General features: G+C 48.8%; 13 protein-coding genes. All 13 read right to left on the minus strand.

Translation table 11 applies throughout. The features are described from left to right. Positions 1-22: 22 nt before the first annotated feature. The 13 genes from BBD42_RS04895 to BBD42_RS04955 all read right to left on the minus strand — a co-directional run bounded on the left by BBD42_RS04895 (position 23) and on the right by BBD42_RS04955 (position 20031). Positions 23-6109: a cadherin-like beta sandwich domain-containing protein gene (locus BBD42_RS04895; protein WP_099517241.1), complete on the minus strand. Its 6087-nt coding sequence runs from the start codon at positions 6107-6109 to the stop codon at positions 23-25. Between the two features lie 185 nt (positions 6110-6294). Then, positions 6295-6828, minus strand: coding sequence for a phage tail protein (locus tag BBD42_RS04900; protein WP_099517242.1), 534 nt, complete (start codon positions 6826-6828; stop codon positions 6295-6297). 18 nt (positions 6829-6846) lie between these two features. Next, on the minus strand, positions 6847-7344 hold the full coding sequence (locus BBD42_RS04905) for a phage tail protein (RefSeq protein ID WP_099517243.1): 498 nt from the start codon (positions 7342-7344) through the stop codon (positions 6847-6849). Positions 7345-7385: 41 nt separating this feature from the next. Further along, complete coding sequence (locus BBD42_RS04910; RefSeq protein WP_099517244.1) at positions 7386-7901, minus strand: phage tail protein; 516 nt, start codon at positions 7899-7901, stop codon at positions 7386-7388. Between the two features lie 80 nt (positions 7902-7981). Further along, a complete protein-coding gene (locus tag BBD42_RS04915) occupies positions 7982-8455 on the minus strand; it encodes a GNAT family N-acetyltransferase (protein ID WP_099517245.1) in 474 nt (157 codons plus the stop codon). A 1096-nt stretch (positions 8456-9551) separates the two neighbouring features. Further along, complete coding sequence (locus BBD42_RS04920; protein WP_099517246.1) at positions 9552-10454, minus strand: hypothetical protein; 903 nt, start codon at positions 10452-10454, stop codon at positions 9552-9554. A gap of 507 nt (positions 10455-10961) precedes the next feature. Next, positions 10962-11816 carry a diguanylate cyclase domain-containing protein gene (locus BBD42_RS04925; RefSeq protein ID WP_099517247.1) on the minus strand — a complete coding sequence of 285 codons (855 nt, stop codon included), beginning with the start codon at positions 11814-11816 and terminating at the stop codon, positions 10962-10964. Continuing rightward, entirely contained in the window at positions 11806-13905 is a 2100-nt protein-coding gene (locus BBD42_RS04930) for a cellulose biosynthesis cyclic di-GMP-binding regulatory protein BcsB (protein WP_099517248.1), read from the minus strand. The genes BBD42_RS04925 and BBD42_RS04930 overlap by 11 nt, the downstream gene beginning before the upstream one ends. A gap of 17 nt (positions 13906-13922) precedes the next feature. Further along, positions 13923-15173 (minus strand): glycosyltransferase family 2 protein, encoded by a 1251-nt coding sequence (locus BBD42_RS04935; protein WP_099517249.1) that lies wholly within the window; start codon positions 15171-15173, stop codon positions 13923-13925. A gap of 10 nt (positions 15174-15183) precedes the next feature. Beyond that, positions 15184-16800, minus strand: a complete 1617-nt coding sequence (locus BBD42_RS04940) for a hypothetical protein (RefSeq protein ID WP_099517250.1) — start codon at positions 16798-16800, stop codon at positions 15184-15186. A 4-nt stretch (positions 16801-16804) separates the two neighbouring features. After that, positions 16805-18331 carry a glycan biosynthesis hexose transferase WsfD gene (gene wsfD / locus BBD42_RS04945; RefSeq protein ID WP_216364920.1) on the minus strand — a complete coding sequence of 509 codons (1527 nt, stop codon included), beginning with the start codon at positions 18329-18331 and terminating at the stop codon, positions 16805-16807. Between the two features lie 120 nt (positions 18332-18451). Next, positions 18452-19633 (minus strand): glycosyl hydrolase family 8, encoded by a 1182-nt coding sequence (locus tag BBD42_RS04950; protein WP_099517251.1) that lies wholly within the window; start codon positions 19631-19633, stop codon positions 18452-18454. Positions 19634-19662: 29 nt separating this feature from the next. After that, entirely contained in the window at positions 19663-20031 is a 369-nt protein-coding gene (locus tag BBD42_RS04955) for an MGMT family protein (protein WP_099517252.1), read from the minus strand. Positions 20032-20098: the final 67 nt, after the last annotated feature.

Below are 20098 nucleotides of genomic sequence, written 5' to 3' on the forward strand. Positions count from 1 at the left end.
GGCTGTTTCATGCTTTGAGCTTTTAAACCAGTTTCGAATTAGCAAGCAGCCTCTGCACCATCACTGCAATTTCCGCTCTGGTAATAAAAGCTTTAGGGGCCAGCTGCGCACCCGACCGCCCTGAAATAATTCCGCCCTGCAAGCTGTCTGCAAGGCTGCTTCTTGCCCATGCTGCCGCTTCATTCGCATCGGCATAAGGCCGTAATATATCATCGGCATTTCCCGCTGGCAATCCTGTTTTCAGTCCAGTGATGGCCATTGCTTTGGCGATAATGACCGTCGCTTGTTCGCGGGTTATTGGCTCATTGGGCCGGAAGGTTCCGTCTTCAAAGCCATTAATCAGCTTGTAGGCAACAGCCGTTTGAATCGCCTGATTATACCAAGCGCTGGCCTGCACATCAGAGAATCCGGAAGCCCCGGTCTCCAGCTTCAACCCCAGCCCCCTTACGATAATAGCCGCAAATTCAGCACGGGTAATGGGCGCATTCGGATTAAAACGATCGCCGCCTACACCGCTGATGACCATACGCGAGCCCATATCATTAATGGCTTGCTCCGCCCAATGTCCAGCAGCATCTTGGAACTTGACTGGATTCCAGACTAAAGCGTAAGTGCTGTTAGTAAGGCTGAATATTTTCGCCCAATAACTTCCATTCACCTGTACGATTTTTGTTGGAACATGGCGGATGCTGCCATCTGCCTCGACCACGATCGCTGTTGTAATTCGCTGTGGATCAATTGTATTCGGAATTGCTATTTCTCGTTCTACATAAGTATTAAATTTTGCAATCTCCTGTCGTGTCGTCCCATTGACAACCTTGACGGTAAATTCAAACGGCTCTCCAATAAGCTCGAAGCCGCCCTTTGCAGCGGCTGCCTTCACTTCCTGCAGCCTGCTTGGAGTTAGTGCTGCCACCTCAATTTGAAACTCCAATTGTTCCAGCCCTGTTTGCTTTAGAAGCTCTCGTATATCAGAAGAGCCTGTCATTTGCTCAATAGGTACCGTATAAGTGGCGCTTCCCGTTTGAATTTTGACAAGAGCTTGTTTCTGCTCCAGTATCTTCACATTATCCCCATTGAGCTTCACAATCAACGCACCCGATTGGATATCTACTGGAAACGTAACGACAACTCCGCTTGTTTCGTCCGTAAGCCTGCTGTTCAACGCTGCTTGATTGACGGTCAATGTCGTTACGCTTTGATTGTTGACCATCACAGTTGAAGTCGAGCCTATGTTATACACAATTCCGTTTATAAGGACATTCACGCTTTTAGTCGTTGGCGTACTCGGATTGCTAGAGCCTCCACTGCTGCCTCCACCACTCGAAGGAGCAGACGGTGTTACCGCATTAGACGGAGCAGACGGGGCACTGCTGCCCGCAATATTGAGTGCTTTTACGGTGAACGTATAACTCGTTCCGTTCGTGAGACCCGTCACCGTTATTGGGCTGCTAATGCCAGAGGCCGTAATGTTTCCTGGCATCGCTGTTACTTCATACCCTTTCACCGCACTACCTCCGTTATCGGCAGGAGCAGTAAAACTAACGATTGCCTGTGCATTGCCATGGGTAGCTGTGACAGCAGTAGGTACGCCAGGCACATGAATATTTAAGCGCGTCACCTTCACCGTATAGGTTCTAGAAAGTTTTCCTGCTTCTTCTACAACAATCAATACAGTCTGCTCTACGCCAGCATTCAGACTAATTGGGGCAGATGCGACTCCGCTTGTTACCGTCGCGCCATCCACTTTAATGGTTCCGGCTCCGCTTGGCGTCACGGTTAACGTGGAGACGTTATACGGGACTGTCAATCCAATATAATCATACGTACCACTGGCAAACACAAAACCGCTTGGACTGCCGCTTAAGGAAAGATTAGTGAGGTCTGCTGCCTCTGCTTGCGTATAACTAACGCTTTCGACGTCACTGTCGAAATAATCGGCTTTCGTCGCAATCGCCTTCACCGTCATCGCTGCACTAATCGTTGGCTTCGCTGCTGCATTGTACTCCAACGTTGAACCGCCTGCCGCTGTCGCTGGCGTACTCCCGTCTATCGTGTAGTAGATGTGGTCAGCCCCAGCCGATACAATCTCCAGCTCCGTGCCAAAAGCGACTGCTCCCGCTGCTGGATTGAATGTCGGCTTTGCCTGCGCTACTTTCTCGCGCGTCACTTTAATCACATACGTTTTTGCACTTTTTCCCGTTTCCGTTGCCACTACGGTAATCGTGCGTTCTACTCCCGGCGTAAGCGTAATCGCCGCTGAAGCTGCCCCACTTGCTACCGTCGCTCCATCTACGGTCAGTGTGCCCGCTCCGCTTGGCGTCACCGTTACGCTCGCGATGCTATTGTCTACCGTTACGCCGTTATACACATACGTCCCGCCTGCAAATACAAATCCGCTTGGCGCACCAGTCAGCTCAACGTCCGTCAAATTCGCTGTTGCCGCCTGTGTATAGCTCGCGCTCGCAACCGCACTGTCCAGATTGTCTGTCTTCGTCGCAATCGCCTTTACTGTCACTGCTGCACTAATCGTCGGCTTCGCTGCTGCATTATATTCCAGTGTCGAGCCGCCTACAGCCGTCGCTGGCGTGCTTCCATCCGTCGTGTAGTAAATGTGATCGGCTCCGATCGATACAATCTCTAGCTCCGTACCGAAGGCCACCGCTCCCTCTGCTGGATTAAACGTCGGCGTTTCCTGCGCTACCTGCTCGCGCGTCACTTTAATCACATACGTTTTTGCACTTTTTCCCGTCTCCGTTGCCACTACGGTAATCGTGCGTTCCACTCCCGGCGTCAATGCAATCGCCGCTGAGGCTGCTCCACTCCCTATCGGCGTTCCATCCACGGTCAGCGTTCCTGCTCCGCTTGGTGTTACCGTTATGCTCGCGACGCTATTGTCTACCGTTACGCCGTTATACGCATACGTCCCGCCTGCAAAAACAAAACCGCTTGGCGTTCCACTTAGCTCAATGTCGGTCAAATTCGCTGTCGCCGCCTGCGTGTAGCTCACGCTCGCAACCGCACTGTCCAGATTGTCTGTCTTCGTCGCAATCGCCTTCACCGTCAGCACTGTATTAATAACTGGCTTTGCTGCCGCATTATATTCCAGCGTTGAGCCGCCTACAGCCGTCGCTGGCGTACTTCCGTCTGTCGTGTAGTAGATGTGATCGGCTCCCGCTGACAAAATCGTAAGCTCTGTACCGAAAGCGACTGCTCCAGCTGCTGGATTGAACGTCGGCGTTTCCTGCGCTACCTGCTCGCGCTTCACTTTGATGATGTACGTTTTTGCACTTTTTCCCGTTTCCGTCGCCACTACAGTAATTGTGCGTTCCACTCCCGGCGTCAATGCAATCGCCGCTGAGGCTGCTCCACTTGCTACTGGCGTTCCATCCACGGTCAGCGTTCCTGCTCCGCTTGGTGTTACCGTTATGCTCGCGACGCTATTGTCTACCGTCACGCTGTTATACGCATACGTCCCGCCTACAAAAACAAAACCGCTCGGCGTTCCACTTAGCTCAACGTCCGTCAAATTCGCTGTCGCGGCCTGCGTATAGCTCGCGCTCGCAACCACACTGTTGAAATGATCGGCCTTCGTCGCAATTGCCTTCACCGTCATCGCAGCACTAATCGTTGGCTTTGCTGCTGCATTGTACTCATGCGTCGAGCCGCCTACCGCTGCCGCTGGCGTACTTCCATCTACCGTATAGTAGATGTGATCGGCTCCAGACGATATAATTTCCAACTGTGTACCGAATGCCACGGCTCCCGCCACTGGATTAAACGTTGGCGTCTCCTGTGCTACCTGCTCGCGCGTCACTTTAATGATGTACGTTTTTGCACTTTTCCCCGTCTCCGTTGCTACTACGGTAATCGTGCGTTCCACTCCCGGCGTAAGCGTAATCGCCGCCGAAGCTGTTCCGCTTGCTACCGGCGTTCCATCGACGGTCAGCGTCCCTGCTCCGCTAGGTGTCACTGTTATACTCGTCACACCATTCACTACCGTCACGCCGTTATACGTGTACGTACCACCTGCAAAAACAAAACCACTTGGACTGCCGCTGAGCGCGAGGCCCGTTAAATTCGCTGTAGCTGCCTGCGTATAGCTGGCGCTGCCTACAGCACTATTCAGATTATCTGTCTTCGTGGCAATCGCCTTCACCGTCATTGCTGCATGGATGTATGGCTTCGCTGACGCATTATACTCTAGCGTCGAGCCTCCCACCGCTGCCGCTGGCGTGCTTCCGTCCGTCGTGTAGTAAATGTGATCGGCTCCAGACGATATAATCTCTAGCTCCGTACCGAATGCCACCGCTCCTGCTACTGGATTGAACGTCGGCGTCTCCTGCGCTACCTGCTCGCGCGTCACTTTGATCACATACGTTTTTGCACTTTTTCCCGTTTCCGTTGCCACAACGGTAATCGTGCGTTCCACTCCCGGCGTAAGCGTAATCGCCGCCGAAGCTGTTCCGCTTGCTACCGGCGTTCCATCGACGGTCAGCGTCCCTGCTCCGCTAGGTGTCACTGTTATACTCGTCACACCATTCACTACCGTTACGCCGTTATACGCGTACGTGCCGCCAGCAAACACAAAACCACTTGGACTGCCGCTGAGCGCGAGGCCCGTCAAATTCGCTGTCGCTGCCTGCGTATAGCTAGCGCTACCTACAGCACTGTTCAAATTGCCCGCCTTCGTGGCAATCGCCTTCACGGTCACTGCTCCGCTAATCGTCGGCTTCGCTGCTGCATTATACGCAAGCGTCGAGCCGCCTACCGCTGCCCCTGGCGTGCTTCCGTCCGTCGTGTAGTAAATGTGATCGGCTCCAGACGATATAATCTCTAGCTCCGTACCGAATGCCACCGCTCCCGCTGCTGGATTAAACGTCGGAGTTGCCTGCGTTTCCTGCTCGCGCGTCACTTTGATCACATACGTTTTTGCACTTTTTCCCGTTTCCGTTGCCACAACGGTAATCGTGCGTTCCACTCCCGGCGTAAGCGTAATCGCCGCCGAAGCTGTTCCGCTTGCTACCGTCGTCCCATCTACGGTTAGCATCCCTGCTCCGCTAGGTGTCACTGTTACACTCGCAACACCATTGCCTACCGTCACGCCGTTATACGCATACGTGCCGCCCGCAAACACAAAACCACTTGGGCTGCCGCTGAGCGCGAGGCCCGTCAAATTCGCTGTCGCAGCTTGTGTATAGCTAGCGCTGCCTACAGCACTATTCAGTTTGCCTGTCTTCGTGGCAATCGCCTTCACCGTCATCGCTGCGTTAATGGCCGGCTTCGCTGACGCATTATACTCTAACGTCGAACCGCCTACCGCTGTCGCTGGCGTACTGCCATCTGTCGTGTAGTAAATATGCTCGGCTCCGGCCGAAATAATAGATAGCTCCGTGCCAAATGCCACTGCTCCCGCTGCTGGGTTAAATGTCGGTGTATCTTGAGGTATAGGGCTGATCATATTCGTCAGCGTGATGTCATCAATATTCAAATTGGATGGCGCAAGAGCACTTGAAAAACGCCACTGAAGCGTTACAGAAGCAACATTCGAGTAGTTGTACGAGGTTCCATTGCCCAATAAAGTTGAAATTTGAAATTTTTTGTTGACTCCGCCCTCATGCAAGTTAAGTGGACCTGCGTTCGAGTGCGTAGCAACCACTGCACCTACAGTATCCTTTAAAGTAACCGTAAGCAGATCAAGACTAGGGTTCACCAAGTCTGAATATGCGCTGATACCTAAATTTTTAAAGGTAAAGCTGTTCAGCACGGTCTGCCCTTCCGCTTTAATAACGAGCTCGCCCGTCGTATTCCCAGTCTGCAAATGCTCCGACCATAAGGAAGTTCCGTCCTTTGCAAAACCATTCGTAACGACAAACTTATCTCCCTGCTTCATGAATCCCGTTCCACCAGAATTAGCTGCCCCTAAGCTATCGCCAAAATTATAAGTGCCGTCTGCTGTCCCCGCAGCTGCATTCAGACTTGCCGGAAGCAGATTAAACATAATAGCAAGCACAAGCAGCAGCACAGCAGCTCGCTTGACCGGGCTGCCAAATTCTCCTCGCTTCATCGTGACTTTGCTATTGTTCTGCCCCGCTAATTGATGCCTCATTACCGCATCTCCCCTTGTTCTAATAGAAATCTTTACATTTTTTACAAACTACACCCTTCCACTCAAAAAGCGGGTGCTCTATCCCGCATCTGCCGAGATCACCTGCACCCGCCACAAATAATTGCCCTCTTTTTTCAAAAGAGAGACTTCCTCCACTTTCTCATCTCAGTCAGCCTGCGCTACCCCTATCCTCTTCGAGGATATTCTCCATTAATGCATATTATGAAATTCATTGCCAAATACGGCTGCATATTGTTATGCGGCTGGCTGCCGCCTGCTGGCGTAAGCGCTAGTGGATTCATTTGCGTATTATTTGCTGCTTTATATAGCGGCCGCTGAACGGCTGGCCGCCCTGATGCCTTCGTCTCCGCCCAATAATGATTGGCTGGATCATCGGAGTTTTGCTCCGCCGCAATTCCGTTAGCAGCATGTGTATGGGCAGGAATTTCAGTAGAGAGAAGCGTTACTTGAGCGTCTCCACCCTGCTCGCCTACCGTTGTTGGCGTAAGCCCGGGACCTGCTCCTTGTCCCAATGGAGCCATCTCCATTAAATTAGGCAAAGCAAAGGTTGTCGATCCATTTCCGCCATATTGCGTGCCAAGAATAGAGTACAGAACAGAATTGGATTGAATCTGCAGTATAGCTCCATTGCACAACGCCCAATTATTTGGTGGATAATTCCCCGCAAAAATGCGTATTTCCCCTGTAAATGCATCCATATGATAAGGCTGCCTCCTTTAACCTCTTGGTGGGTATATTCCTGTAATAGCGATACAAAAATTCAGCGCCAAAAATGGCTGCATATTGTTATGCGGCTGGCTGCCACCTGCATTGGCGATAGCGCCTGCATTCATAGTGACGTTCGCAGAAGGAGGCGCATAAGGCGTATAAGGTGTGTCTGCCCAAGCATTCCCCGCTGGAGATATTTGATCAGCCGTTTCCGAGGAGGCAGCGAGCTGGTGCGTATGCATCGGCATCTCGTTTACCGTTAAAGTATGATTGGCTACCCCTGCCATACTACCAAGTGGAATATTCTTTCCGACATGAACGGGAACCCGTCCTTGTAAATCCGGAAGCGCAAAATTATCCCTTCCATTCCCGCCATAATATGTGCCAAGAATGGCGAACAACGCTGTGTTTGTTGATATCTGCAATAATTGCCCATTGCATGGAGCCCAGCCCTTCGGTGTAAAACCAAATGGGAACACTCTAATTTCGCCAACAAATGGATCCATTTTCAACCTCCTATATAAAAAGAATGAAATCTATATAACAATTAAGACTGGGGTGGATAGATCCCGAAAAGCGCAATAATAAAAGAAACGGTCAAGGAAGGCATCATATTGTTATGGGGCTGACTGCCACCGAAGGAAGAAAGATTGTTGTTATTCATAGGAGCCTGTGGAAGTGGATTGTTGCTGCTATCAAGACCTGTGGAATATACGGCTGCTTTCGCCCAGGTATTATTTTGGGGAGAAGAGGCACTGCCCATAGTTTGGACTGCTTTGGGTAGGTGAGTGTGGGTAGGTAACTGATTAGTTAAGAGTGTGACAATTTCTGTTCCTGCCTTCATGCCTAAGGGATAATTGCTCGCTTTATGAATGGGAACCCTCCCTCTCAAGTCCGGTAGTCCAAAGGTCGACATACCGTCACCACCGTAGGTAGTCCCTAGTAGAATAAATAACGCTTCATTCTCTGATATAGATAATAATTGGCCTTCACATCTCGCCCAGCCCTGTGGAGCATAATTACCAGCGAACATGCGAATTTCACCAATAAAAGCCTCGCTCATTTTATAATCCCCTCCGATTGATCATATAAAGCTGCTGAAAAACAATAGGCGAGCCGAGGCCTGTCCTGTCTTAGAAGGTTCTATGGCTTCCATTCCATCAACATATGCATGCCCTGCTCCTCTACCTTATAGAACCCTAGCCTTTCATACAAACGGAGCGCCTCATTGCCCTGCATTACATGCAGTTGAATAGACTGCTTATTCCCAGCGGCTTCTTCCTGAAGCTCCTGCAGCAAATACGTGCCGTAACCGGAATTGCGGAAAGCCGGCAGCAGCGCCACATTAACGAGTATCATTTTATCCGCCTTGCGAACAAGCATGCAAACCCCGATTTGGAAGTCATCCTTCATTAAGATATAGTTCTCCGCATCCGGATACTGCACCTCATAGGAGCGCTTCTGCAAATCATATTGCATGCGCAGAAAGGCCTGCTGAAACGATTCCTCCCAGCCCCATGCTTCTACTTCTTCCTCGCGGGTACTCGCATAAACACGATATAGAAATGAATGATGCTTCTCCTCTGCCTGTGCCATATGGAGTCTGCCTGTAAGCACCCGTTATCCCCTCCTAAAATCAACCAGAAAGATTATTACCATATTTATCTATTCAACATCTAAATTTACAATCCTCCTTAATATTCGACATTTTATTTTAAATTTAACTTAAATTGATCTTGAATTTAGCTTAAACCTGAATTACGAAAGCATAGCCTCATAAAAACATAAAAACATAAAAACGCCCTGATCTTTAGTAAAATGGTGTTTGTCTGAACAACATCCACTCTATGCGGGAAGGGGATGTTCTATTTTTTCCGACATTCGCTATTCTTTTCGATGATTTCGCATCCATAATAGGAAGTATTATGAAAAATTATATTAGAACAAAAAGGACCAACCAGATAAAAATGGTTGATCTCATCATACGAAAGGGAGGATACATTAGAATGGGATAGGCTCTGATTAAATGATTGTATAAATTTTTGAAACAGTTAGTTTAGTTGGGTAATTAATCAAAAAATCATTCAGACTTACTGATTCTGTTATCTTTCTACTTGTAACAACCTCACTAAGATGCGTATTAGTATCTGGAGTTACAGTTGCATCTAGTAAGATAATATCAAATGGCTTGGAAAGACCTTTAAATAATATAGAGAGTTCATTATAACTGTTATTATTCTCTCTAATAAAGTCACAAGAACACTGTCTGTGTATGAGGTAATAATGTTGAGGTACAGTAACATTGAGATATTCATTAATTTGGTCTATATAGATATCATGTTTTTGTTGGTAATGAGTTAATGTGCTTGAGGGTATTTCATCATTTGTTGCTATATGTAGAAAAAAACACAAAGTTCATTCCACCTCCAATGAGTGAACCCAGTGCGCAACTCTAGCACTGGGTTTGAAATTTTTTATTAACGTAGTTATTACCAAAAGGAGTGACCACCAGTTCGTACACCTAGTACAGTTGCGTGAAAGTGAGGACGATTCATAATCATCCCATTGGATGTATGACCAGGGTTGTCTTCATCTGGTTTGGTACCAAATGATATATTTGCTGCTAGCGTTTGAGCTGAAGATCTCTGTATAGACCATACATCACCACTAGCTTTAAGATGATCTGATGCCACAGCAAAAGTCATTTGATTTCCTAATAATATCCCCCCGGTCTTACGTTGTTTCTAAATGCTACAAAATGGTTGTACCCTTGCCTAATTTGAGCCGTTATTGTTGCAGCCCCTATAGCTACTCTCGAAGCATTCGCTTTGGCTGTGCTGTTGTAATATGTTCCAATTTGATTGGATATTACAGTGCTGTGAGTACTGACTTTTGTCGCGGTATAATGCCACAGTAGAGAAATTCCTACAACTAAACAAATCAAATCTGCAACTGGTAGTGGACCATCTATAGCTGAAAGGGCTCCAAGGGTAACAAGTCTAGCTGCTAATCTTGCCTCGGTTTCAACGATACCAACAGTGGAAAGTGCGACCACAGCATCACCGGTATTTATACTATAAACACCATCATTCCCCCATTCTCTGTCAGAGGCAGCTAGCACAAACAATTCTGAGGAATTAGAACCAGCTAGTACTGCTGCTTCTGAGGAGTTAAATTCAGTTTCGGGTAAAATACCAGTTAATTTATATTGTTCGTAATATTCTTGGGCAAGGGCATCAATTCTATTAAATTGTTCCTGGCTTTCTGGGGTACTCATTACTGAGAGAGTAGCTGTTTCAGTGTCTCCAAGTTTCACAGCAAGTTTTCTCATTGCTTCAGTTTGAATTAATTGTTGTTCAATTAATTTTACATCAGTTTCCGACGTTTTCAATAGTTTCTTTAGCTCTTCTAGAGTATCTGCAAACTCTGGGTTTTCTATGAGATATTCGTTTGTAAATGAGTTCGAAAATTCAATTAGATACCCTTTTGTTATACCTTCAGTTGGAATTTGGGGAGCAATATTGAGTTGGGTTTTACTTGATTCTGCACCAATTGCAGATGTTGCAGCTACGAAGAATAATGAGATTGTTAGAACAAGACTAATTATTTTTTTCAAGCGGCCGACACTCCATTCATTATAATATTTGGAAATTAACTCAATTTTTAATATTTTAACATGAAATTGGAAAAATACACTACTAACATTCGTCTAATCTGTGAACTTACTACAATGTAATTATTTTGATTATGTTGTATGAATTGTGTTCATTAAACGTTACTATCTAGGTACCCTCTAAGAAACAAATGGAAAAAGAGATAAACCTGAATTACGAAAGCATAGCCTCATAAAAATATAAAAAATCGCCCTGATCTCTGGTAGAATAGCAGCGGTCGCCAATTCATATTTTTTTCGACATTCGCTATTCCTTTCGATGTTTACACGTCCATAAATGGATTAAATTCCAAAATATTCTTCATTAAATACTTGTTCTTATGGGCTTTCGTAATTCAGGTTCAATCACCAGCAAAAAAAAGAACCCCTTGGAATCAAGGGGTTCTCTATAACTTTCTATCCGCCTGATTGCTATCCAATCGGCAGTTGTCTTCCCATTATCCTTCTAGCTTACACATCATACTCCAGCTGCTTCCGCGCCTGCACGATGAAATCAAGCGGCGTCGGGATTGCTTCCGGCTCATATTGCAGCGCTCCGATTTTCAGGCTCAGCTCTACCTTGTATTTATGCGAAAACTCGGCGGAATTAAACTCCTGGATTTTATGCCGCAAGCGCTCAATGACAATATTTGCCCCTTGGCGGTCTGTAAACAGCAGCAGCCCCCAAGTCGGATTATCCTTGCTCAGCATATAAATCGAATCATTCGTCCGAATGCTCGTCTGGCTCATCTGCGAAAGCTCGAAGATCGCTTCCGTCATCCGTTCCTCGCTGACCATCCGCCGCAGCTCATCCCAATATTTCACGTTCACAACAAGCAGTGTGAGCGGAATTTGATACCGGGTAGACAGCGCCATGAAGACGGCGGCATCATTTTGGAACGAGCGGCTGTTGCGCAGATTCGTATTTTCATCCATCGTCGCCAGCCGGCTGTTCGTTTTCTTGAGCTGTTCATTTTCGATTTGGAGCTGTCTGCCTGCAAGTGTAAACATCCACGTCACCAAGGTGAATACCGGCGTCATGACGAGCCAGAAATAATTGCCGCTGCTGACCGCCTCTCCCCCTACAAGCGTTCCATACAGCGTATAAGTACCGAAGCCAAAAATAAACACAATGTTGAGAATGAGCCCTGTCGTTACATTCGTGAAATACGTAATGATCGCAATCAGGAAAGCGACATTTAGAAAAATAACATTTTGCAAATAACGGTCAGGATCTCCCGCTGTAAATACGATGCAAATGAAGCTGACGACGATGAGCAGCAGGAAGCCGCTGTCGGAAATTAGACTGCTCTGATTACGCCTCATCGCGATCACCCCGTCTTCTGCGATATTTGCGAGCTAGGAAAATCAGCGATACGAGCACCAGCACCATAACAAGTGCTGCTGCAATTACGAAGCTGAGCACATCGGTGCGTTCCATCGCATTGCTAATGACGGAGGCTTGCTCGGGCTCGGCTTCTTTTTTGAAACGAAATGCGTTAATGTTGCCGTCCTTGTCCGTCGATACGCCATCGCCGAACACCTTCCATACCGTTCCTTGGCTGGCGACCAGCTTCGAGGCTAGATAATAATATTCCGAGTCTGCCCCAGTAACGGCGAGCAAGCCATGTCCCGCTTCATACGGGGAATCAATTAGCTGCAAAGTTCCGATACGCTTGCCGTAATCGGAGTCGATGCTCATTTTCTCATTGGACTGCAAGCCAGCGCCATTCGCATCATATTTGAAGTACAGCGCATCATTATGATCACGAATGACCTTGTTGCTTTGGAAGGTCCCAATCGCGATGACGTTGCGGGCCTTCAAAACATCAGCAGCGACATCATCATTATAAAAGAGAACGTCTCCTGTGTTGCCCTCTGCATATTGGCCGAGCAGATTAAACAGGTTGGCTACCGTACGATACGTGTAGGAATCGCGCTCCTGCGGCAGCACGACCGCTACCTGGTTAAATGCTCCATCCCTTAAAAAGGGATACGGATAGTTGTTGAACAACAGCTCCGTCCGATCCTTCGTATTCAATTGCAGCATGGAATCCTTCGTCACGAAAGCCCACGGCATTTGGTTCTGATTTTGCACGCAAACGGCATTTTTCAGCTCTAGATCAAAGGCGACAACGACGGAAAAGTTGCCGGAAATGTCCAGATTTTTCGGAATTGGCAATGTAATCGAATCGCCATTTGCCAGCTCCTCCGTCAGCTTCTTGCTGCCGATAGGCGTATTGTTGATGAGCACCGTCACCATCGAACGGTCAAAATCCAAGTTTTTCGCATAACGGAAATCGAGACTGATTTTGCTTGCGTCAGCGATGGAACGATTGGCTGGCAGCGACACAAAATAAGCTTTCTCCTGATGGCGCGGGCCCTTCAGCTCGTCGCCTGATTCGGTCAAAACGACATTGCGGCTAATGTTGACCACAGGCGTCGAGACATCGGTGCTCTCATCGACGATTTTGCGGTCGGAGCTCAGCTGGCTCATCAATGCCTGATTCGCCACAAGGCGGCTTGCCTTCACGAGCAGCGCCTCATCCTTCGCGGTTACAACGAGCGCCCATTGCTCGCCTTGGCGCACAAGCTGAATCAGCGCTTTACCGTTCAAATCCGGTGTGCCGACAGCTGTCTTCAGCCCGCTTGGAAGCTGGTCATACAAGGCAACAGCCGTAACGAGCTTTTTGCCTGCATAATATTCATCATCGAAGGCAAGCAGCGGAATCGCCTTGTCCTGAAGCGTATTCGCCTTGGCAAAGCCAGACAGCGCGTAGACGGCCGCTTCCATTTCTTTCGCGGAAGCCTGCGCCGGCACTGCAATCGTATTCAAGCTTTTGCTGACCGTGTCGAGGCTTGTAAAGCGCTCATTAAAATCGCGGATAGAGCCGTCCAGCGGCTTGCTTACATAACGAACATCCACGCTGGAGCTGCTGTATAGCTGGAGCCAATTGTCCCGCTCCTCATCAGGCGAACAGATTTGATCATTGATAATCGTCTGAATGCTTCCTTCTGTCGACAGCGTGTTTGTGCCTTCCGCCAGCAGCTCGCGAGGAATCGTCACGCTTAGGCGCTGCTTTTTCTCTACTGTGCGATCCGGGCGGAACGAATAGAAGGCTACGCCATTGATCGCCAAAGTGACGCTGGAACGGTCCTTATCGGCGAGCTGCGACACCTTATAGTCCATATTGACGACGACGCTGCTCACATTCCAATAGGACGGTATTTGAAAAAAGTCCTGGCGCGTCGCCATCACACCCGACATGGATGTATCTGCTGTAATGAATGGAATATCATAGCTCTCTGTTCCCGGTGCCTCTGCTGCGCTTGCTGTTGCTGCTCCAAGCTGGCCCAGCTGTCCAAGCAGCAGCGCCATGCATATGAAGGTAATGACAAATATGCGTCTTTTCATGATGCTCTCCTCCAGCTTTAATAACGTTCGGTTTTGTACCATTTTGCTTCGCGCTTAAATACTAAATCCTTGAGATACGTATATAGGCCGTAAGCGGCAACAACCATCCACATTTGGCAATAGGATACGTACATCAGCATAATAATCCACACATTGGACAGCCTTAGCTCGCCTTTCTCCGTCGTTAGCGTAATATAAGTGCCTACAATAAACAGCGTGACCGCCAGCACCCAGAGAAAGGAGCTGAAGCCGGCGATCGTCGTATGTACGTAACCTAAGGCATGAAGTATGAGCAGCAGGTCCGACATAACGAGCGACGTGAGAAGCAGAAAATAAATCGATAAAAAGTATAAAATATCAAAGCGGATGTTCGTCGCCGAGCGGTCAAACAGCAAAGGAATATTTTTCACAATGACATAAATGTTGCCCTTCGCCCAGCGCGTTCGCTGCTTGAACCACACTTTGACCGTTTGCGGCTCCTGCTCCCAGGTGACGGCCTTCGGCTGAAATTTGATTCGGTACCCCATCATGTAAATACGGAAGCTGATCTCGGTATCCTCGGCAATCGCCTTCACATCCCAGCCGCCAATCCGCTCGACGATATGGCGCCACATAATGAAGTTCGTTCCCGGTATCGTGCAAAGCTTGAACAGCTTCCATCTGCCCGCCTGCGCCATCCATTGGAAGGAAAGCGTCTCTATGTTAATGAAACGGGTAAGCAGATTCGTATCGCGGTTGCGTGTTCGGAACTTTCCGATGACCGCGCCCAGCGTATCATCATTCGTAATTTCACCGACCAGATAGCGAAGCGCTGTGCGCTCCGGCGTATTGTCCGCATCATATATGGCGATCAGCTCGCCGCGGCTTTGCTGAAAGCCAATGTTGAGCGCATTCGACTTGCCCTTGCCGCCTGTCACCTTGTCGGTGTTGATAACAATTAAATGGCGTCCCGCGTATCTGGCCTGTACCTCGGCAAGCAGCGCCGCGCTATTATCCGAGGAATTATCGTTAATGACGATAATTTCGTAGCGGTCATGCGGATAATCAAGCGCCAACAGCGACTCTACTGTCTTCGTAATGACCTTGCCCTCATTGTGGGCCGGAACCATAATGGTGACGAAGGGGGTCTCCCCCTTGATTTCCGGTACAGGCTTCCCTTCGCTCTGAATATAAAATAAATATCCGGCGATTATCAGCACCACATTGACGAGCAGTAGCGACCAAATACAGATAACGGCAATCAACATGAGGATGTCTGCGATTGTCATAGCTGTCTCCTTATTTGAAGTATTTGCGTCTGTACAGTCGGTATCCGATCATAAAGAGGAAGCCGAATATGAAGAGCGACACAATAATAATGACGATAAAAATTTTATTTTGCACATTAAACAAGGTGGTAAAGCTTACCGTGCCCTTATCTGCATATTCATAATCAGAGCTGACCTGCCGCAGCGCATCATTCAAGGTTACCGCTTGACCGTTAATGGTCATATGGCCGCCTTGCGACAGAATGACATGCGCCTCGGTTCGCACCTCATGGCCTTGTTGCTTATAATCTGCGAAGGTCATCCAGCTCTCCGTAATGCTGGCGAGATCGGCGCTCAGCTGCGCTTCGTTTTCAGCAAAATCATACGTCAGTGCCGTATTCATCGGAAGCGGCTCCCAAGCCTTGCCCTCACGGTCAAAGCTGGCAAGATAGCTCGGGCTTATGCTGTAAAGCGACGACGCAAAAGGCTTGGAAACGTTCGACTGCGAACGGTACATCAGCTTCTTATTAGGCAGCAGCACCGCCGAATTAAAGAAGCCCATGCCATCCACAGCGTATTCCTTATCGTAGGACCAATACATTTCCGCTCCCATGCCAAGCGGCGCAATGCCGTAAGCCGCTAATACGTCAATGAATGAGGTCATCTTCGTTTTCAGCGTCTGGTCATTTTGACCAATGGTTGAAGCCACGACTGGCGCATTGACCAGCACAGATCCGTTTCGCGACTGCACATACTTCAACGTTTCCAAATAGCGCTTCATCGCTGGAAACTCCGAATTGCTGAATACCGGCTGGACACTTATCGCAAAAGGAATGCCCGCATCATACAAAGTATCGGCCATTTGGGCCAAAAGCGTTAAATCCGAAAACGGGTAAATTTCCTTAAAAAGCAAGTAGGTTTGCCCCGGCTCGGCAAGTCCCAGCCAATCCTTCAGCACATACGACATCGCCAGCTCGCTCAAATTCCCCTTCTGAAAATAAGGCACATATGCCGTATGCTCATTCCGCGCCGCGTAGGGGGAGCTTCCGTCCGCCCCGCTATTTTGCTTGGGGGTAAAGCTTCCGTAGGCCTCGGCCTGAGGATTCACCGAAGGATTTGCTGTCGTCTGCTCCATCACGATGTACGGAGTGTTTTGCACACGCACCGCCTCATCTGAAAATGGGCCAATCGCAAGCCGCATCGTTTCCTCGCTCGGCGTTTGTTCGATGGCAATATGCAGCGATTGCTGCTGCGGAGCAGGCAATTCCTCGCCGATGTGAAAATAATCGCCCCGATAGGCTATCCTATCCTGAACAAAAGCGGCATTCGTCAGCTCCATATCAGCTGCATTTCGCACCAGAATCGCCTTGCTATACTGCTCCAGCATGCCGCCTGAGTAACCATCTACGGAGAGGAGTGTCACCTGCGCTCCGAATGCCGCAAGCTGCTGCTGCAGCGCCTCGACATTGCCAGCCTTTGGCGAGTCCTTGGCCAAGCTGTCATAGAGCAGCAGCACGCGGATCGGCTCCGCCTCTCTTTCTGCCGCAGCAGCGAGAGAAGAAATGGAAGAGCTATAAAGCAAACAGAGCAACAGCAGCAGGTTCAATAGTATTTTCGGTAATGGTTGTCTACATTTGCTTTTTTTCACCTTCTCACCTTCCCACCCTCTCTAGATGTATTTCGTTTGGCGAATCCTGCTCCTGCTCGCTATGCCATAATCTGCGGCGCACAGCGTCTGCAATGACCAAAAACGTAATGAGATCAAAGGCCGCGGTAAACAGAAATTCATGCTTCGCCAAATCGGCGTCCCCCGCCCCGATAATCGAGACGAAGATGCCGGACAAGCCGGCCAGCATCATCATGACGATGAGCGGCAGGCGCGAAGCCCGCCTTAAATTTCGTGCCCTGATCGCCGCTACGAAAGCTGGCATATAAACGCCAACAACGACAATCATCCAGATGACGATGAAGCCGAAGGTTTTGGGCGCAAGCGCCTCTTTCAGCAAGCTGTAGCCGGAGAAAAAGACCGTCTGCTGGCCAAATGGCTTGCCTGCTGAATTCTCATAGTTGCCCATCGCCGCGGGGCGGATGGTAAACGCATTTTTCGCTGCCAAATTCAGCATGCTGCCAGCCTGATCCGGATGGCTGATATAATAGCCGACAATCGCACCAAAGCCGTACTGGCTATAGAAGTTTTCCTCTAAAATCGGCGAGTCCACATCCACCGTCGTAAACGGCTCATAATAAATGCTGTCCTTCAAAATTGCATATTGCTTGTCCATGCCGAGCGCCTCCAAGGCGCCTTCCGGATCATCTGAGCCCATCAGCACCCCGCGCGTCATCGCATGGTATTTGTTAATATTGACGAACTCCTTCGGAATGAGCACGTACGTTGCAATGCCTGCCATCATCAGAACAGCGAGCGATGTCAGCATTAGCACGCGGAACGTCCGCTTCACATGGATGAATAGGTAGAACAGGCCGATGACGGCAATAATGACGCCAACCGGAGCATTTTGCTGCTTGCTCGTCGTCAGCAGAAAGCCGCTGATCGTAAACACGGCAAGCATCGCGTAATCATTGTACCTCCGGCGGTAAAGCAGCAGCCCTGAGGCAAAGACGAGCATCATCATAATAAGCACGATGCCTTCGCTGAAAAAAGAATTGAAAAACGCCGTATATCCCGTATCGCCAAACATAAAAATCGCCAGCAGCGCAATTATATAGCCGTATTTGCGGTCGACTTTCCAGGTCAGGCTCTCAACGAGCAAATAAATCGCAATGACGTAAAGAATCGTCAATATGGCCGCCTGAAAACGCACATCGAACACCTGGCTGCTGGCCAGCAGCGTATTCAGCGCAACTGACAATTGAATGAACCAGGATTGCGAGGACGTAAAGGTTGTCCCATTTTCATTGTAATATTGCAAAATGCCAAATTTCTTTACAAAGTAGCCGAGATATTGGCTGTCATAATCCGGGGCGTTAAAATACAAGCCATTGCTGTACAAAATACGAAAAAAGTCCCCGTTGTCCGCCATCCCGATATACGGGGGCGTGAACAAGGCGATGATGGTAATGATGAGCACTGCCAAAGCAGCGAAGCTGGCAGGCGATAGGTATCTGTTCAATAAGGCGTAGGCTTGCCGCGCGTAGTGCTTGGCCCTGTCTGCTATCATGGTGGGCGCCTTCTTTCTTAAATAACTTTTATAAACTTGGTGAAAAAGGATCATCGCTGCGCGAAAGGTTTGCCTTTTTCACCAAAGTTTCTGCTGAGGAAAATTATGAAAAAGGCTTTTTTAGTAAGTATAAGCAAGCAAAGCCATTAGGTTGTCGAAGGAATAGGCTTGCTGAGCTGCCGTGTCGCCAAAGCCGCCGAGCAGCGGGCTTCCGACCTCCTCGATTTGAAACTCATTCATTTTGCCAATACTGTCGGCATATAAGGTCTGGTCGCCAATCACGGAGCCAATCATCGCCGTTATCGCGTAGATGGCAGTAGAACGCGTATCCGTCGTGGCTGCACCTTCCCTCGTGTATTGGCCGTAAAGCGTACCCGCCTTCACCTTATCCTTTATGTATCGGATGCTTTCAGCTTTTTCTTCACCCATTTCGGCTAATATCAGCACAGTTAACAAAGATTCCACCATATTAATATGATCCGAGCTGTATTTGCCTTTGCCATAATCATAACGCGTCTCATAGAAAGGAAATTCGTCCGTTAAATAACCGTCCTTGATGACTTTCTCCATATTAGCGATCAGCGTTTGCCGCTCCCCCGCCTCGATAGGCAGCAGCCCCAGCGTCTTCAAATCGATATAACATAACGTAATAAAATTATTCGTTATTTTGTATGTTTCATCATAAAAATCATACAAATAGCCATTTTTCACATTATGCTCGTAAAAACGTTTGCCGAAGCTGTCGGCCTCCTGCTTGTAGCCATCATTTTGAAAAACATCGCCGGCCTCATAAAGCGCACGGATGATGCGCAAATCGTCAACCGCTGCGTTCAGCGTATAACGCTTTTGCAGCTTGGGGCTGAAGCGGTAGCTGAAAGCCGTCTCCATATTGAACGATTGCTTGGCGCGGGCCCACTCCTCCTCGAAAGCAGACTTTTGCTGCGTTAACGCTTTGTAGCGCATCATAAGTCCCGCTGACTCGCTAAGCATTTCATGCCCCGTTGTCAGCTCCGCATTTTGCTCCGTATCCTGCAAGTTCGTATAAATGCCAGCCGTTCCAGACAGCTCAGTCGTTATAAAATGATACAGCTTCTGACGCTTGTCCTGCATTTGCAGCTTGTCACCAAAATGCTGCTCTGGCAGCAATGCTGGCGCAGGCGTGTCCTGTGGCGCTGCCGAGGACGTGGGCAATGAGGATGGAGCTGGCTGCTCCGAGCGTCCACATGCCGTCAACAATAACACGAACGTTATTGCGGTTAAGATCACTTTTTTGCCCGAACCGCTTGATTGTATTTTACGCATCCATCTGCCTCGTTTCTCTGAATCCGGGTTTAAAACATTTGGTCCACATCGTCTGGATCCAGGTTATCCCACGCTCCCATTATGTCCGCTGGCGCCGGATTAAAACGATATTTTGCCAAATCCAGCTTGCCCTGCACACTAACTTCGATACCCTCTTCCTCCAAGCGCGACCGCTGCTCCATATTCCCCTCTTCACTCGGGATGGCGATTTCTCCTTGCGCATTGACAACCCGGTGCCACGGCAGCCGATGGATGCTGCTCTGCGTATGCAAAATCCGCACAACCTGGCGCGCACCTCTGCGGCTTCCCGCAAGCTCGGCAATCTGCCCATAGCTCATGACAGCGCCTGCTGGGATGCGTTTTATAATTTCAATAACTCTTTTCGTAAATGGCTGCATGATGGCCTCCGTTAGAAAGCTAATTTTTCTTTTGAAAAGATTGTAACATGTTTCAGCATTCGACTGG

This window comes from Paenibacillus sp. BIHB 4019 (genome assembly GCF_002741035.1).
In the GTDB taxonomy this organism is placed as follows: domain Bacteria; phylum Bacillota; class Bacilli; order Paenibacillales; family Paenibacillaceae; genus Pristimantibacillus.